This is a genomic window from Paraburkholderia lacunae, assembly GCF_003353175.1.
In the GTDB taxonomy this organism is placed as follows: Bacteria; Pseudomonadota; Gammaproteobacteria; order Burkholderiales; family Burkholderiaceae; genus Paraburkholderia; species Paraburkholderia lacunae.
In genome coordinates this window covers 51797-65990 of the sequence record NZ_QHKS01000020.1, presented here as the reverse complement: position 1 = coordinate 65990, position 14194 = coordinate 51797, and the positions used below count along the sequence as shown (strand labels likewise).

Here is a 14194-nt window from a genome sequence, read left to right as displayed (position 1 = left end):
CGAAGTATTGCGATTGATTTGCGTCAAGGCCTGGACGCTTCGCTTTACATGCAAGGGGCTCGCAAAATCGAAGGTCCACTCAACAGGAGAAAGCGGACCAGCGCTCCGCGCAGTTCTTCTCTTGATTTGAGTCAAGTGCATCATCAGCCTGACTGTCATAGTGGACATACACCCACGCTGACTCACCGCAGACACGGATTTCCTCGCGTCTGCCTTGCAGCCAACGCCGTTCTCGCGCCAGAGTCCCAGTCGCACCGGCACACGCATCATGGCCATCAAGAGCCGCCCCGCAAGCGACCAGGCGCTTTATGCACCGTCGCCCCTATGACTCATGTGAGGAGACTATGCATGTCTACCATCGAACTTAATCAACCCAGCGCCACGGCGCCGCAGATCCCTGTGCTCAAGCACGCGGCCATTGACGGCATGGAGGCCTACCGGGCGCTCGTTGCCGAGGCCGAACGCGATCACGAAGCGTTCTGGGCGCGTCTTGCCAGAGAACATCTCGATTGGCGGCGTCCATTCACGAAGGTCCTGAACGATGCGAACGCGCCGTTCTATCAATGGTTTGAAGATGGCGAGCTGAACGCCTCATACAATTGCCTGGATCGCAACCTCATCAACGGACATGCCGACAAAACCGCCATCGTGTTCGAGGCGGACGACGGCAAGGTCACGCGCATCACTTACCAGGCCCTCTATCACCGCGTGTGCAGACTCGCCAATGCGCTGCGCGCACGCGGCGTGAAAAAAGACGACCGGGTGGTGATCTACATGCCGATGTCGGTGGAAGGCGTCGCCGCCATGCTGGCGTGCGCGCGCATCGGCGCGCCGCACTCCGTCGTGTTCGGCGGCTTTTCCGCCAAATCGCTGCATGAACGGATGGTCGATGTCGGTGCAGTGGCCGTGATTACGGCCGACGAACAGGCGCGCGGGGGCAAGACACTGCCGCTGAAGACGATCGTCGACGAAGCACTTACGATGGGCGGCGCCGAAGCGGTGAAAACGGTCGTCATCTATCGCCGTACCGGCGGCCGGATCCCCTGGATCGCGGGCCGTGACGCGTGGCTGCATGAGCTCGAACAGGCTCAACCCGACACCTGCGAGCCGGAATGGGTCGGCGCGGAGCATCCGCTGTTCGTGCTCTACACATCCGGCTCGACCGGCGCGCCCAAGGGCGTGCAGCACAGCACCGGCGGTTATCTGCTGTGGGCCGCCGTCACCATGAAATGGACCTTCGATATCAAGCCGGCCGATGTCTTCTGGTGCACCGCCGACATCGGCTGGATCACCGGCCACACGTACATCTGCTACGGCCCGACCGCCGTCGGCGCGACCCAGGTGATTTTCGAAGGCGTGCCGACTTACCCGAACGCCGGCCGTTTCTGGGACATGATCCAGCGCCATAAGGTCAGCATCTTCTACACCGCGCCGACCGCCATCCGGTCCCTCATCAAGACCGCCGACGCTAACGCCGCCGTGCATCCGCGCAGCTTCGACCTGAGCAGCCTGCGCATCCTCGGCACGGTCGGCGAACCGATCAATCCAAGTGCGTGGACCTGGTACGCCGAACAGGTCGGCGGCGGCCGCTGTCCGGTGCTCGACACGTTCTGGCAGACCGAAACCGGCGGCCATATGATCTCGCCGCTGCCCGGCGCCACGCCCCTCGTGCCGGGATCGTGCACGCTGCCGATGCCCGGCATCGACGCGGCGATCGTCGATGAAACGGGCCGGGATGTGCCTAACGGACAAGGCGGCGTGCTCGTCGTCCGCAAGCCGTGGCCGTCGATGATCCGCACCATCTGGGGCAATCCTGAGCGCTTCCGTCACGGCTATTACCCGGAAGAACTCGGCGGCAAGCTGTACCTCGCCGGCGACGGTGCGATTCGCGACCCGGACACAGGCTACTTCACGATCACGGGCCGTATCGACGACGTGCTGAACGTGTCCGGGCACAGAATGGGCACGATGGAAATCGAGTCGGCGCTGGCGGCCAATCCGCTGGTTGCGGAGGCCGCGGTGGTCGGGCGTCCGGATGAAACGATCGGCGAGGCCATCGTCGCCTTCATCGTTTTGAAAACAGAGCGGCCTACCGGCGCGGAAGCGAAGCGCGTGGCGGACGAGTTGCGCGCCTGGGTCGGCAAGGAAATCGGCCCGATCGCGAAACCGAAAGACATCCGTTTCGGCGACGCGATGCCCAAGACGCGCTCCGGCAAGGTCGTGCGCCGCCTGTTGCGCTCAGTCGCGAAAGGCGACGCGATTTCGCAGGACACGTCGACCGTCGAGAATCCCGCCGTCATTTCCCAGTTCGCCGATGCGGTCTGAGCGTTCCGGCGCTCCGGCTTTCGTTCGTACCGTGATCGTCGCGCGGCCCCCGTCTCCAGGACAGCCGCGCCGTCGGCGCCTGCTTCTGTTTGCATAAGGATTTCATCATGAATTTCAAAGCCCCTAATCCCGCCTCGCTCGGCCTTGCCGGCTTTGCATTGACGACCTGGCTGCTCAGCATGATCAACGCCGGGTGGTTCAGCGGCAATTCGATGGGCATGGTGCTCGCCGTCGCGTTTGCCTATGGCGGCACTGCGCAGGCGCTGGCCGGACTCATGGAGGTGCCGCGCGGCAACACGTTCGGCGCGACGGCTTTTCTGAGCTACGGTGCGTTCTGGTGGTCGCTCGCCCTCTTCGTGCTGTTCCTGCACGGTACCGTGCCCGCGGCCTTCATCGGCTGGTATCTGTTCCTGTGGGGCGTATTCACGCTTTACATGTGGGTCGCGACATGGCGCGCGCCGCGTGCACTGCAACTGGTATTTCTCTCTTTATGGATCACGTTCTTCGTGCTTGCAGCGAGCGAATGGACCGGGTTCCTGTGGCTGCGCCACGCGGGAGGTTATCTCGGCCTGGCGACCGCGCTGCTCGCTTTTTACCTGTCGGCGGCGGAGATCATCAACGAGACACATGGGCGCACGGTGCTGCCGGTGGGCACCGTCGCCAGGGAGATCGAGGTAACCGTAACGGTCGCCGACGGACTCCGCGGTGCTTGAAGACAGGCGGCGGCCAGCGCGGCGCCGCTCAAGCGGATTAATATCAGCATGCCCCTTAACTATCTTCGAGGATTCACGAAACCTGAGCTCTTATTGTCGTTCCTCGCTGGCGGTTTCACAGGCGCCGTAGGCTTCAAGCACTTGGGGTTCATGTCGACCATTCCCCTTGCTGTCGTACTGCTTACTCTCGCCGCTCTTCCGGTCGTCGACGATATGCTCGCGCAGTGCCGGTAGAGTTATTTTTCGCGACACCGGCTACTTCACGATCACGGGCCGTATCGACGATGTGCTGAACGTGTCCGGACACTGGATGGGCACGTTGGCTCAGTTCACAAAGAGACGTCCACACATCGCTGGCGACGCGGGGACGGGTGGAAACACAGACCACGAACCGTCGTCATGCCGGAAGAATACGATCGTCAGCGGCCCGGTCGAAGTACGACCTTCCAACCGCACAAAGCGACCGTGCGTCGCGAGCACCCGACCAACCTGTGTCACCCGCGCCGGCATCGAGAGCGTAGGCGCAAGCCATTTATCCACAAGAGATCGCAGGGAAACGCAGTAGTTGTTCATGGCGCGCTCCTGAATTTCAGGTTGGACTGCGGCGGTAAGCAGTTCCACAGGTCCATGAAATTATTATTGGATGCGCGCTCGCGAAGTTAAATCAGAGCAGCCTGAGAAAGACGTAGTCGAACGTCATGCCCTGTAGGCGTTCGCCTACACCGCACCTGCCGCGTGGCCCATGTAGCTCAAGCAACCTCAAGGGGCGCACCGCGCGCACGTTCAGCACAGTAAGCCCGCATGACGATTCCGCAGATCGCACTGAACTGGCTGCTGCAGCAACCGACGGTATCGATGGTGCTGATCGGCGCACGCAACGAGGACCAGCTGCGGCAGAACCTCGGTGCAGCCGGTTGGAGCCTGACGCCTGGTCAAGCCGTGAAGCGCAATGAAGCGAGCAAGGTGCGCCAGGAGATAACTCTGCGCTTGATTGGCCCAGGCGTCTAAGCGCCTCTATCGCACCACAGAGAACCGCCACCATTCTGCTGTTGCATCGTTGCTGGCCAAGTTGATCCCTCTCAACTTGAGGACGATCAGGCAACTCCATAGTTCAACAGAACTAGCAAAAGGCCCATGGCCATAGTTCCAATGCCTCGCGTTCCCCACCCACCCGGCGGATGTTCAGCCGAACGCCGGCCGCACACAATCGTACTCATCAAATCGAACGGCGTTCCATCATGAATCCCTTGCCGAACCCTATTTTCGACCAACCCTGGCTATTGCTGGATGTCGCCATGTCGACGTTTTGCGGCGCCCTCCTGGTCTGGATGTCGTGCGTCGTGATGGACTTGCGCGAGCGCGCAATACAGTCCCGATCCGAAGCCGCCCGGCGGCCCGACTGTTCAACAGGAGAATTGCCATGAATTCCCAGCCGGTAACCTCGCGGCGCGGCCGCACACTCGAGATCTGGTCGCCTGAAGACAAGGCGTTCTGGGAACGTGAAGGCGAGGCGATCGCCAGACTCAACTTATGGATATCGGTCCCTGCGTTGTTCCTCGCGTTCGCAATCTGGCAAGTCTGGAGCGTCGTCGCAGTGAGCCTGCCAACGCTCGGCTTCAGATACTCGACCAACCAGTTGTTCTGGCTCGCTGCGGCCCCGGCCCTGAGCGGAGCGACGCTGCGCATCTTCTATTCGTTCATGGTGCCGCTCGTCGGGGGGCGCCGCTGGACTGCAATCTCAACGGCTTCGCTGCTGATCCCCGCTATCGGTATCGGTTTCGCCGTGCAAGATAACACGACCACGTACCCGACAATGCTCCTGCTCGCGCTGCTGTGCGGACTGGGCGGCGGCAATTTCAGCTCGAGCATGGCCAACATCAGCTTCTTCTTCCCGAAGGAGCGCAAGGGATCGGCACTTGGCGTCAATGCGGGACTGGGCAACCTGGGGGTTTCGGTGGTGCAGTTCCTGAGCCCGCTCGTCGTCACGGCCGGCATCTTCGGCATCTTTGCCGGAGACCCTCAAAGCGCCGGCAAGGCCGGGCAGACCACACTCGTGTGGACGCAGAATGCCGCCTTCGTCTGGGTGCCATGGATCGCGCTGACGTCGCTCGCAGCATGGTTCGGGATGAACGACCTCGCGGAAGCGAAGGCGTCGTTTGCCGAGCAGGCGGTGATCTTCCGGCGCAAGCACAACTGGCTGATGTGCGTTCTCTACCTGGGCACCTTCGGATCGTTTATCGGCTATGCCGCAGGTTTCCCGCTGCTGATCAAGAGCCAGTTCCCTGGTGTCAATCCGCTCGCCTACGCGTGGCTGGGGCCGCTCGTCGGCGCTGTGGTGCGTCCGTTCGGAGGATGGCTCGCCGACAAGCTGGGCGGCGCGCGCGTCACACTCTGGAACTTCGTTGTGATGGCATGCGCCGTTGGCGGCGTGCTGGCATTCCTCCCATCCGGTCATTCGGGAGGCGACTTCACCGGTTTCTTCATCAGTTTTCTCGTGCTGTTCCTGACCACGGGCATTGGCAATGGCTCAACGTTCCGAATGATTCCGGTGATCTTCCTCACCTCGAGGTTGCGCGAAGTCGATCCGGCGGATCGCGAGGCCGTGCAACGCGCGACTAAGGAAGGCAATACGGAAGCCGCAGCCACGCTGGGCTTCTCCGCAGCCATGGCGGCATACGGGGGCTTCTTCATCCCGAAGAGCTATGGAAGCTCCATTTCTCTCACCGGCGGCCCCGAAGCGGCGCTGTACGTGTTCATCGCATTCTATTTCGTGTGCATCGCCGTGACGTGGTGGCACTACGCCCGCCGCAACGCACCGATGCCCTGCTGAAACCGGAGCCTGTTCCATGAGCCATTTTCTCGACCGATTGACCCACTTCGCACTCCCGAAAGAGCAGTTTGCGGATGGCCACGGCGTGGCCACCGGTGAGGACCGCACGTGGGAAGACACCTACCGCAATCGCTGGGCCCACGACAAGATCGTGCGCAGCACACACGGCGTGAACTGCACCGGCTCGTGTTCATGGAAGATCTACGTCAAGGGCGGTATCGTCACCTGGGAAACCCAGCAGACCGACTATCCACGGACCCGCTGGGATATGCCCAATCACGAGCCGCGCGGCTGCGCACGCGGCGCCTCGTACTCGTGGTACCTCTACAGCGCGAACCGCGTGAAATACCCCATGGTGCGGGGACGGTTGCTCGAACGCTGGCGTGCCGCGTTGCAGGCGCATGGCGATCCTGTTGCTGCGTGGGCCTCGATCATCGAAAACCCCGAAGCACGGCGCGACTACCAGAAGGTGCGCGGCATGGGCGGCTTCGTGCGCAGCAGCTGGGATGAGGTGAACCAGCTCGTCGCCGCAGCCAACGTGTATACGATCAAGACACACGGCCCCGATCGCGTAATCGGTTTCTCGCCAATTCCCGCGATGAGCATGGTCAGCTACGCGGCCGGGAGCCGCTACCTGAGCCTGATTGGCGGCGTCTGCATGAGCTTCTACGACTGGTACTGCGATCTGCCGCCAGCCAGCCCGCAGATCTGGGGCGAACAGACCGACGTGCCGGAGTCGGCCGACTGGTACAACTCTTCCTACATCATCGCGTGGGGCAGCAATGTTCCACAGACGCGCACGCCCGACGCACACTTCTTCACCGAGGTCCGCTACAAGGGCACAAAAACGGTCGCAGTCACGCCTGACTACAGCGAAGTCGCCAAGCTGTCCGACCTCTGGCTGCATCCAAGACAGGGAACCGACGCGGCGCTCGCGATGGCAATGGGTCACGTCGCACTGAACGAGTTCTACTTCAAGACCCGTAGCGCCTACTTTGACGGCTACGCACGCCGTTACACAGATCTGCCGATGCTCGTGATGCTCAAGGAGCATACGCTGCCGGACGGACGGGTAATGCAGGTACCGGACCGCTACCTGCGCGCCAGCGATTTCAACGGCCAGCTCGGACAGACGAACAATCCGGAATGGAAAACCGTCGCATTCGACACGAACGGCCGGGCCGTGCTGCCTAACGGTTCCATCGGGTTCCGCTGGGGCACGGAAGGTAGCGAAGACGCCGGAAAGTGGAACCTCGAAGAGAAGGAAGCACGTCACGGAGAGGAAATCACACTCAAGCTCTCCGTGCTCGAGGACGGCTCGCAGTCTCATGAGATCGTCGATATCGCGCTGCCTTACTTCGGCGGCGTCCCGACACCGCATTTCACTGCCAATGAACTGGACGGACAGATCAACTGCGTGAAAGCGCCGGCCGTACGGTTGCCCCTCGGTAAAGAAGGCGACCTCCGGGAGGTGCTGGTAGCAACCGTATTCGATCTGCAGGCGGCTCAGTACGGCGTTGACCGCGGCCTCGGCAGCGGAGCAGCGAGTTATGACGACAATGCGGCATACACCCCTGCCTGGGCGGAGTCGATTACGGGCGTGCCGCGCGACCAGATTGTCACAGTTGCGCGAGAATTCGCCGCCAACGCCGACAAGACTCACGGCCGATCGATGGTGATCATCGGTGCCGCGATGAATCACTGGTACCACGCCGACATGAACTATCGCGGCGTAATCAACCTCTTGATGATGTGCGGCTGCATTGGCCAGAGCGGCGGCGGCTGGGCCCACTACGTCGGCCAGGAAAAACTGCGCCCGCAAACCGGCTGGACCGCGCTCGCTTTCGCGCTGGACTGGATCCGCCCACCCCGGCAAATGAACGGCACAAGCTTTTTCTACGCGCACACCGACCAGTGGCGCTACGAAAAGCTGAACATGGAGGAAATCGTTTCGCCGCTCGCGGACAAGAACCTTTATGGCGGCAGCATGATTGACTACAACGTGCGGGCGGAACGCATGGGGTGGCTGCCCAGTGCGCCGCAACTGAAAACGAATCCCCTACGGGTGGCGAAGCAGGCGGCAGAGCACGGCATGGACGCAAGAGACTACGTCGTGCAGGGGCTGCGCGACGGCAGCCTGCAAATGAGCTGCGAAGATCCCGACGCGCCGCAAAACTGGCCACGCAACATGTTCGTGTGGCGCTCAAATCTGCTCGGCTCCTCAGGCAAGGGTCATGAGTACTTCTGCAAGCATCTCCTTGGCACCGAAAACGGCGTGCAGGGCAAGGACCTGGGCCGGGACGAAGCACGGCCGGCCGAAGTGAAATGGCATGACGAGGCTCCTCAGGGGAAGCTGGACCTATTGGTGACGCTGGACTTCCGTATGAGCACGACCTGCCTGTACTCCGACATCGTCTTGCCGACAGCCAGCTGGTACGAGAAGAACGACCTCAATACCAGCGACATGCACCCCTTCATCCACCCGCTCTCGGCAGCGGTGGACCCGGTCTGGCAGGCTCGTTCCGACTGGGAAATCTACAAGGGCTTCGCGAAGGCTTTCAGTGAAGTATGTGTGGGTCATCTCGGCGTCGAGCGCGACGTCATGCTGAACCCGTTGATGCACGATTCGCCTGCGGAGCTCGCGCAACCGTTCGCGGTGAAGGAGTGGAAAAAGGGCGAGTGCGATCTTATCCCGGGCAAGACGGCGCCGCAGATCGTGGTGGTGGAGCGCGACTACCCGAACGTCTTCAGGCGCTTCACCGCGCTCGGCCCGTTGATGAACAAGGTCGGCAACGGCGGCAAGGGTATTGCATGGAAAACCGAAACCGAGGTGACGCAACTCGGCCAGCTCAACGGTTTGACAAAGGACGACGGCCCGACGAAAGGCATGCCACGCATCGTCACTGACATCGACGCCTGCGAGGTGATCCTGCAGCTTGCACCTGAAACGAACGGTCATGTGGCGGTAAAAGCATGGGAAGCACTCTCGAAGACCACCGGTCGCGATCATAAGCACCTTGCCCTCTATCGTGAGGACGAAAAGATCCGCTATCGCGATGTACAGGCGCAGCCGCGCAAGATCATCAGTTCGCCAACCTGGAGCGGCATCGAGAGCGAAACCGTCAGTTATAACGCCGGCTACACCAACGTTCACGAACTGATTCCGTGGCGCACGCTCACCGGCCGCCAGCAGTTCTACCAGGATCACCCGTGGATGATCGCGTTCGGCGAAGGATTCTCGAGCTACCGGCCACCGGTGGATCTGAAGGCGACTGGCGGCATCCACAACATCAAGCCCAACGGTCACCCGGAGATCGTCCTGAACTTCATCACGCCGCACCAGAAGTGGGGAATTCACAGCACCTACAGCGACAACCTGTTGATGCTGACGCTCAATCGCGGCGGCCCGGTCGTCTGGCTGAGCGAAGAAGACGCGAAACGCGCCGGTGTCGCGGACAACGACTGGGTCGAGCTCTTCAACATCAACGGCGCCATTGCAGCACGCGCGGTCGTCAGTCAGCGGGTCAATTCCGGCATGGTGCTGATGTACCACGCACAGGAGAAGATTATCAATACGCCGGGCTCGGAGATCACGGGGGTGCGCGGCGGAATCCACAACTCGGTCACCCGGATCGTGCTGAAGCCCACCCACATGATCGGAGGCTACGCGCAACTGAGCTACGGGTTCAACTACTACGGGACGATCGGCACCAACCGCGACGAGTTCGTCGTGGTGCGCAAGATGAAAGACGTCGACTGGCTGGACACCCCACGCGGCGACGAGTTTGCTCGCGCCTACCAGTCCCAGGGCGAGAACCCCTGATCGATCGCCGGTACCAAGGAGCCAAACCATGAAAGTACGCGCACAGATCGGCATGGTGCTGAACCTCGACAAATGCATCGGCTGTCACACCTGCAGCGTCACCTGCAAGAACGTATGGACCAGCCGGCCGGGCATGGAATACGCCTGGTTCAACAATGTCGAAACGAAGCCCGGCATCGGCTATCCGAAGGAATGGGAGAACCAGGACAAGTGGAACGGCGGCTGGGTGCGCCATTCCGATGGTTCGATCGCGCCGCGCCAGGGCGCGAAGTGGAAGCTGCTGATGCGCATCTTCGCCAACCCGAACCTGCCGCAGATCGACGACTATTACGAACCCTTCACATTCGACTACGACCACCTGCAGAGCGCGCCGGAAATGAAGGCAGCGCCGACGGCGAGACCGCGTAGCCTGATTACCGGTCAGCGCATGGAAAAGATTGTCTGGGGACCGAACTGGGAAGAAATCCTCGGTGGCGAATTCAGCAAGCGCAGCAAGGACCGCAACTTCGACGACATCCAGAAGGACATCTACGGCCAGTTTGAAAACACCTTCATGATGTATCTGCCGCGCCTGTGCGAGCACTGCCTGAACCCCGCATGCGTCGCATCGTGCCCGTCCGGTTCGATTTACAAGCGCGAGGAAGACGGCATCGTGCTAATCGATCAGGACAAGTGCCGCGGCTGGCGCATGTGCGTAAGCGGCTGCCCGTACAAGAAGATTTACTACAACTGGAAGAGCGGCAAGGCGGAGAAATGCATCTTCTGCTATCCGCGCATCGAAGCCGGACAACCGACGGTGTGCTCGGAAACCTGCGTCGGACGCATCCGCTATCTCGGTGTGCTGCTGTACGACGCAGATCGCATCGAACAGGCCGCGAGCGTCGAGCATGACAAGGACCTGTATGAGGCGCAGCTCGGCATTTTTCTGGACCCACACGATCCGGAAGTGATCGAACAGGCCCGCAGGGACGGCATACCGGAAAAATGGCTCGACGCCGCGCGTGCGAGCCCCGTCTACAAGATGGCGGTTGACTGGAAGGTCGCGCTGCCGTTGCATCCGGAATATCGCACGCTGCCGATGGTCTGGTATGTCCCGCCGCTCTCGCCTATCGCCGCGGCGGCGAACGCGGGCCACATCAGCGCAAACGGCGAAATCCCGGACGTGAACCAGTTGCGCATTCCGGTCAAATACCTCGCGCACCTGCTCACCGCAGGCGACACGAAGCCGGTCGTGCGCGCGCTCGAGCGGATGCTTGCAATGCGGACCTATCAGCGCAGCAAGCATGTGGACGGCTGGGAAAACCAGGCCGCCCTGCAACAGGTAGGCCTGAGCACCGATGAAGTGGAAGACATGTACCGCGTGATGGCGATCGCCAACTACGAAGACCGTTTCGTGATTCCGACCACGCACCGCGAGTATGCGGAGAACGCCTTCAACGTGCGCGGCGGTTGCGGGTTCAGCTTCGGCAACGGCTGTTCCGAGGGGGTGACGGAAACGAGCCTGTTCGGCAGCGAAAAGAAGCGCACCATTCCCATCAAGGTGGAGGTCTGAACGATGTCTACCCACGCCCTTCATTCTTCCCCATTCGCCGCGACGCTACGCGTGCTGGCGCATCTGCTCGACTATCCGGACGCGGCGCTGCGTGAACATCTGCCCGACCTGCGCGCGGCCTTACACGCGCAGCGCACGCTGGGCGCCGAGCGGCTCGCCGAAATCGATGCGTTGTTCGACCAGCTTCTCGACGCCTCGGGGCTCGACGCAGAGGCGGCGTACGTGGACCTCTTCGACCGGGGACGCGGTACGGCACTGCACCTGTTCGAGCACGTACACGGCGATTCGCGCGATCGCGGCCCGGCGATGATCGATCTGATCAAGACCTATGAGGAAGCGGGTCTCTACCTGGCATCCGGCGAACTGCCGGATCATCTGACCGTGGCGCTGGAATATGCGTCGACGCAACCGCCTGGGCCGGCCGCCGACTTTCTGCGGGAAATCGCGCACATCCTGCGCAACATCTTCAGTGCTTTGACGAGGCGGGAAAGCGCCTACGCCGGCGTGCTGGCGGCGCTGCTCGACCTCGCCGGCGAACCGACGAAGATCGTCGAGGTTCCCGTCGAGCCCAATCTCGATGAAACCTGGAGCGAGCCCGCTGCCTTCGGTGGCTGTTCATCCGACGGGCAACGCAGTCCCGGTGAACCACAACCGGTCCGTATCGTCAAAGCGTCACGCCAGTCGCAACCCGGTCAATCCGCGCATGGAGCGTCCACATGAACATCGCCGCGCACACCTTCCTCTTCAGCGTTTATCCGTACATCTGCCTCGCAGTGTTCCTGATGGGCAGTCTGGCGCGCTTCGACCGTGACCAGTACACGTGGAAGAGTGATTCGTCGCAGCTTCTGCGCGCCGGGCAATTGCGCTGGGGCAGCAACCTGTTCCATATCGGCATCCTGTTCCTGCTGTTCGGGCACACGGTGGGGTTGCTGACACCGCATTTTATTTACGAGCCGTTCATCAGCGCGCAGCACAAGCAACTGCTGGCCATTATCTCGGGCGGGACAGCCGGCCTGATCTGCTTCGCCGGTCTGACCTTGCTGCTGCACCGGCGCATCTTCGATCCTCGCATCCGTCTCACGAGTCACCAGACCGACCTGGCGATCCTCGCGATTCTGTGGGTACAGCTCTGCCTCGGTCTGCTCACATTGCCTTTTTCATTCGCCGACCGGGCGGATGCGCATACGATGCTGAGGCTCGCCGACTGGGCGCAACGCATCGTGACGTTCCGACCCGACGCAAGCGGCCTTATTGCCGTTGAATGGCCGTTCAAGGTGCATATCGTCCTCGGCATGACGGTCTTCCTGCTGTTCCCGTTCAGCCGGCTGGTTCATGTCTGGAGCGGCTTCGCCTCGGTCGCGTACCTGTTCCGCCCTTACCAGCTGGTGCGTTCGCGGCGTTTGAACGTGCCGGCCGGTCATCAACAGCCGCGTCGCAAGGATTGACCCGCAGGAAAATCGAGCATGCAAGACAATCTATCTGCCGTCGCAACCGTCAATGGGACTGCGTTGCACAAAAGCGGCGAAATGCTGTCCGCCGAAGCGCTACGCCAGCGTGCGTGCATTGAACTGCTGCGTCAGTCGGCCATCGAGGAAGGCCTGCTCGACGCAGACGATCCCGTACCCACCGACGGCGCCATCAGCGTCGTCGCCTCGCAGGCGATCGACGCATTGCTGGAGCGCGCGTTGCAATTACCCGAACCGACGGAAGATGCCTGCCGCAGATACCATGCCGCGCATCGAAACCGCTACGCTGTCGGCGAGCGGGTGCGCGCACGCCATGTGTTGTTCGCCGTCACGCCCGGGATCGATATCGGCGCCCTGCGCAGGCGCGCGGAGACGTGCCTGCTGGAACTGCGATGCGAAGATGCGGGAGCGGACGGCCGCTTCGCCCGTGTGGCGCGGGATCTGTCGAACTGTCCGAGCGGCGGCGATGGCGGCAATCTGGGATGGTTACGCACCGATGAATGCGCACCCGAGTTCGCGCGCGAACTGTTCGGCCGACCGGACATCGGCGTACTGCCGCACCTCGTGCACAGCCGCTTCGGCCTGCACGTGGTCGAGGTCATGGAGCGGGATGCCGGCACCGTGCCCGGCTTCGAGGCGGTAAGCGAGGCGGTCGCGCAGGGGCTTCGCCAGCAGGCCTTCGCCACTGCACTGCGCCAGTACGTCAGTTTGCTCGCCGGCCGGGCTGATCTTGCAGGCGTGGACCTCGATGCTGCGGCCACGCCACTCGTCCAGTAGCCGTCAGGCTGTCCACGTCGCAGAAGGAGCGTCATGCTATTGGTCGACTTCTATCCGGCGCTGAAATTCAGCCATGTCTCACTGGTCAGCTGCAGCGGCGCCCTTACTGGGGCGCTAGTCATGACCTCCTTTCCCGTTCTCCACGCATCGCCCGGCGCAGGATTCGACGAACCTTTCGATATGCTCACCGCGTGCCACGAAAAGGCCGAGCGAATGTTAATTCTGCTCGAACGGCTTGCTCGGCACCTTGAGGAATGCGGCGCGGATGCCGACGCGGCTCAAGCTGCGCGCGACATCACGCGGTATTTCGACGTAGCCGGTCCCGCCCATCACGAAGACGAAGAAAGGCACCTGTTCCCGGCCCTGACGTCGCAAGGCCTGCCAGCCCGGACCGCAATTATCGAAAAACTGCAGCGCGAACATCTCACCATGTCGGAACAGTGGAAAACGCTTCGGATTGATCTGGATCAGTTGGTTGCGGGTCGATGGCCGGTAAATATGTCGACTGAAGCTTTTGGGCGCTGGGCTACCTTTGCGGCGCTGTACCGCGGTCACATTGCGGCCGAAGAAACACAGGTGTATCCGGCCGCGCGGCAGTTACTCGACGACACCGCCCGCGACGCGATGGGCTGTGAAATGGCGCAGCGGCGGGGCGTACGCTGGCATCGATCGTGGGCAAAGCGTCCGTTCTAACCGTCTGGAGCGATC

The 14194-nt window shown here is 61.9% G+C and carries 10 protein-coding genes and 2 pseudogenes; 11 read left to right on the top strand and 1 reads right to left on the bottom strand.

Annotated elements, in window-relative coordinates:
• The first annotated feature begins 348 nt into the window (after window positions 1-348).
• The 3 genes and pseudogenes from acs to DLM46_RS40520 form a co-directional block, all read left to right on the top strand.
• Window positions 349-2325 (top strand): acetate--CoA ligase, encoded by a 1977-nt coding sequence (acs, locus tag DLM46_RS26610; protein WP_115105420.1) that lies wholly within the window; start codon window positions 349-351, stop codon window positions 2323-2325.
• Window positions 2326-2432: 107 nt separating this feature from the next.
• Entirely contained in the window at window positions 2433-3038 is a 606-nt protein-coding gene (locus tag DLM46_RS26605) for an acetate uptake transporter (RefSeq protein WP_115105419.1), read from the top strand.
• An 87-nt stretch (window positions 3039-3125) separates the two neighbouring features.
• Window positions 3126-3272: pseudogene (locus tag DLM46_RS40520) on the top strand (DUF1275 domain-containing protein); the annotation flags it as partial.
• A 90-nt stretch (window positions 3273-3362) separates the two neighbouring features.
• Here DLM46_RS40520 and DLM46_RS26595 read toward each other — a convergent pair.
• Window positions 3363-3611, bottom strand: coding sequence for a hypothetical protein (locus DLM46_RS26595; protein WP_115105504.1), 249 nt, complete (start codon window positions 3609-3611; stop codon window positions 3363-3365).
• Window positions 3612-3842: 231 nt separating this feature from the next.
• Here DLM46_RS26595 and DLM46_RS26590 point away from each other — a divergent pair.
• The 8 genes and pseudogenes from DLM46_RS26590 to DLM46_RS26555 form a co-directional block, all read left to right on the top strand.
• A pseudogene (locus DLM46_RS26590) lies at window positions 3843-4046 on the top strand (aldo/keto reductase); the annotation flags it as partial.
• A gap of 412 nt (window positions 4047-4458) precedes the next feature.
• Window positions 4459-5868: a NarK family nitrate/nitrite MFS transporter gene (locus DLM46_RS26585; protein ID WP_115105417.1), complete on the top strand. Its 1410-nt coding sequence runs from the start codon at window positions 4459-4461 to the stop codon at window positions 5866-5868.
• A gap of 16 nt (window positions 5869-5884) precedes the next feature.
• Window positions 5885-9691 (top strand): nitrate reductase subunit alpha, encoded by a 3807-nt coding sequence (locus tag DLM46_RS26580; RefSeq protein WP_115105416.1) that lies wholly within the window; start codon window positions 5885-5887, stop codon window positions 9689-9691.
• A 28-nt stretch (window positions 9692-9719) separates the two neighbouring features.
• Entirely contained in the window at window positions 9720-11243 is a 1524-nt protein-coding gene (gene narH / locus DLM46_RS26575) for a nitrate reductase subunit beta (RefSeq protein WP_115105415.1), read from the top strand.
• 3 nt (window positions 11244-11246) lie between these two features.
• Complete coding sequence (gene narJ, locus DLM46_RS26570; RefSeq protein WP_115105414.1) at window positions 11247-11963, top strand: nitrate reductase molybdenum cofactor assembly chaperone; 717 nt, start codon at window positions 11247-11249, stop codon at window positions 11961-11963.
• Window positions 11960-12688, top strand: coding sequence for a respiratory nitrate reductase subunit gamma (gene narI / locus DLM46_RS26565; protein WP_115105413.1), 729 nt, complete (start codon window positions 11960-11962; stop codon window positions 12686-12688). The genes narJ and narI overlap by 4 nt, the downstream gene beginning before the upstream one ends.
• 18 nt (window positions 12689-12706) lie before the next feature.
• The gene (locus tag DLM46_RS26560) at window positions 12707-13486 is read left to right on the top strand and encodes a peptidylprolyl isomerase (RefSeq protein WP_115105412.1); all 780 of its coding nucleotides are present in this window, start codon (window positions 12707-12709) and stop codon (window positions 13484-13486) included.
• Between the two features lie 33 nt (window positions 13487-13519).
• Window positions 13520-14179, top strand: coding sequence for a hemerythrin domain-containing protein (locus DLM46_RS26555; protein WP_341868603.1), 660 nt, complete (start codon window positions 13520-13522; stop codon window positions 14177-14179).
• The last annotated feature ends 15 nt before the right edge of the window (window positions 14180-14194 follow it).

Excerpts from the sequence above, each read along its gene's own strand:
- acs (WP_115105420.1), top strand. The coding sequence starts at position 349 with ATGTCTACCATCGAACTTAATCAACCCAGCGCCACGGCGCCGCAGATC.
- DLM46_RS26605 (WP_115105419.1), top strand. The coding sequence starts at position 2,433 with ATGAATTTCAAAGCCCCTAATCCCGCCTCGCTCGGCCTTGCCGGCTTT.
- DLM46_RS26595 (WP_115105504.1), bottom strand. The coding sequence starts at position 3,611 with ATGAACAACTACTGCGTTTCCCTGCGATCTCTTGTGGATAAATGGCTT.
- DLM46_RS26585 (WP_115105417.1), top strand. The coding sequence starts at position 4,459 with ATGAATTCCCAGCCGGTAACCTCGCGGCGCGGCCGCACACTCGAGATC.
- DLM46_RS26580 (WP_115105416.1), top strand. The coding sequence starts at position 5,885 with ATGAGCCATTTTCTCGACCGATTGACCCACTTCGCACTCCCGAAAGAG.
- narH (WP_115105415.1), top strand. The coding sequence starts at position 9,720 with ATGAAAGTACGCGCACAGATCGGCATGGTGCTGAACCTCGACAAATGC.
- narJ (WP_115105414.1), top strand. The coding sequence starts at position 11,247 with ATGTCTACCCACGCCCTTCATTCTTCCCCATTCGCCGCGACGCTACGC.
- narI (WP_115105413.1), top strand. The coding sequence starts at position 11,960 with ATGAACATCGCCGCGCACACCTTCCTCTTCAGCGTTTATCCGTACATC.
- DLM46_RS26560 (WP_115105412.1), top strand. The coding sequence starts at position 12,707 with ATGCAAGACAATCTATCTGCCGTCGCAACCGTCAATGGGACTGCGTTG.
- DLM46_RS26555 (WP_341868603.1), top strand. The coding sequence starts at position 13,520 with ATGCTATTGGTCGACTTCTATCCGGCGCTGAAATTCAGCCATGTCTCA.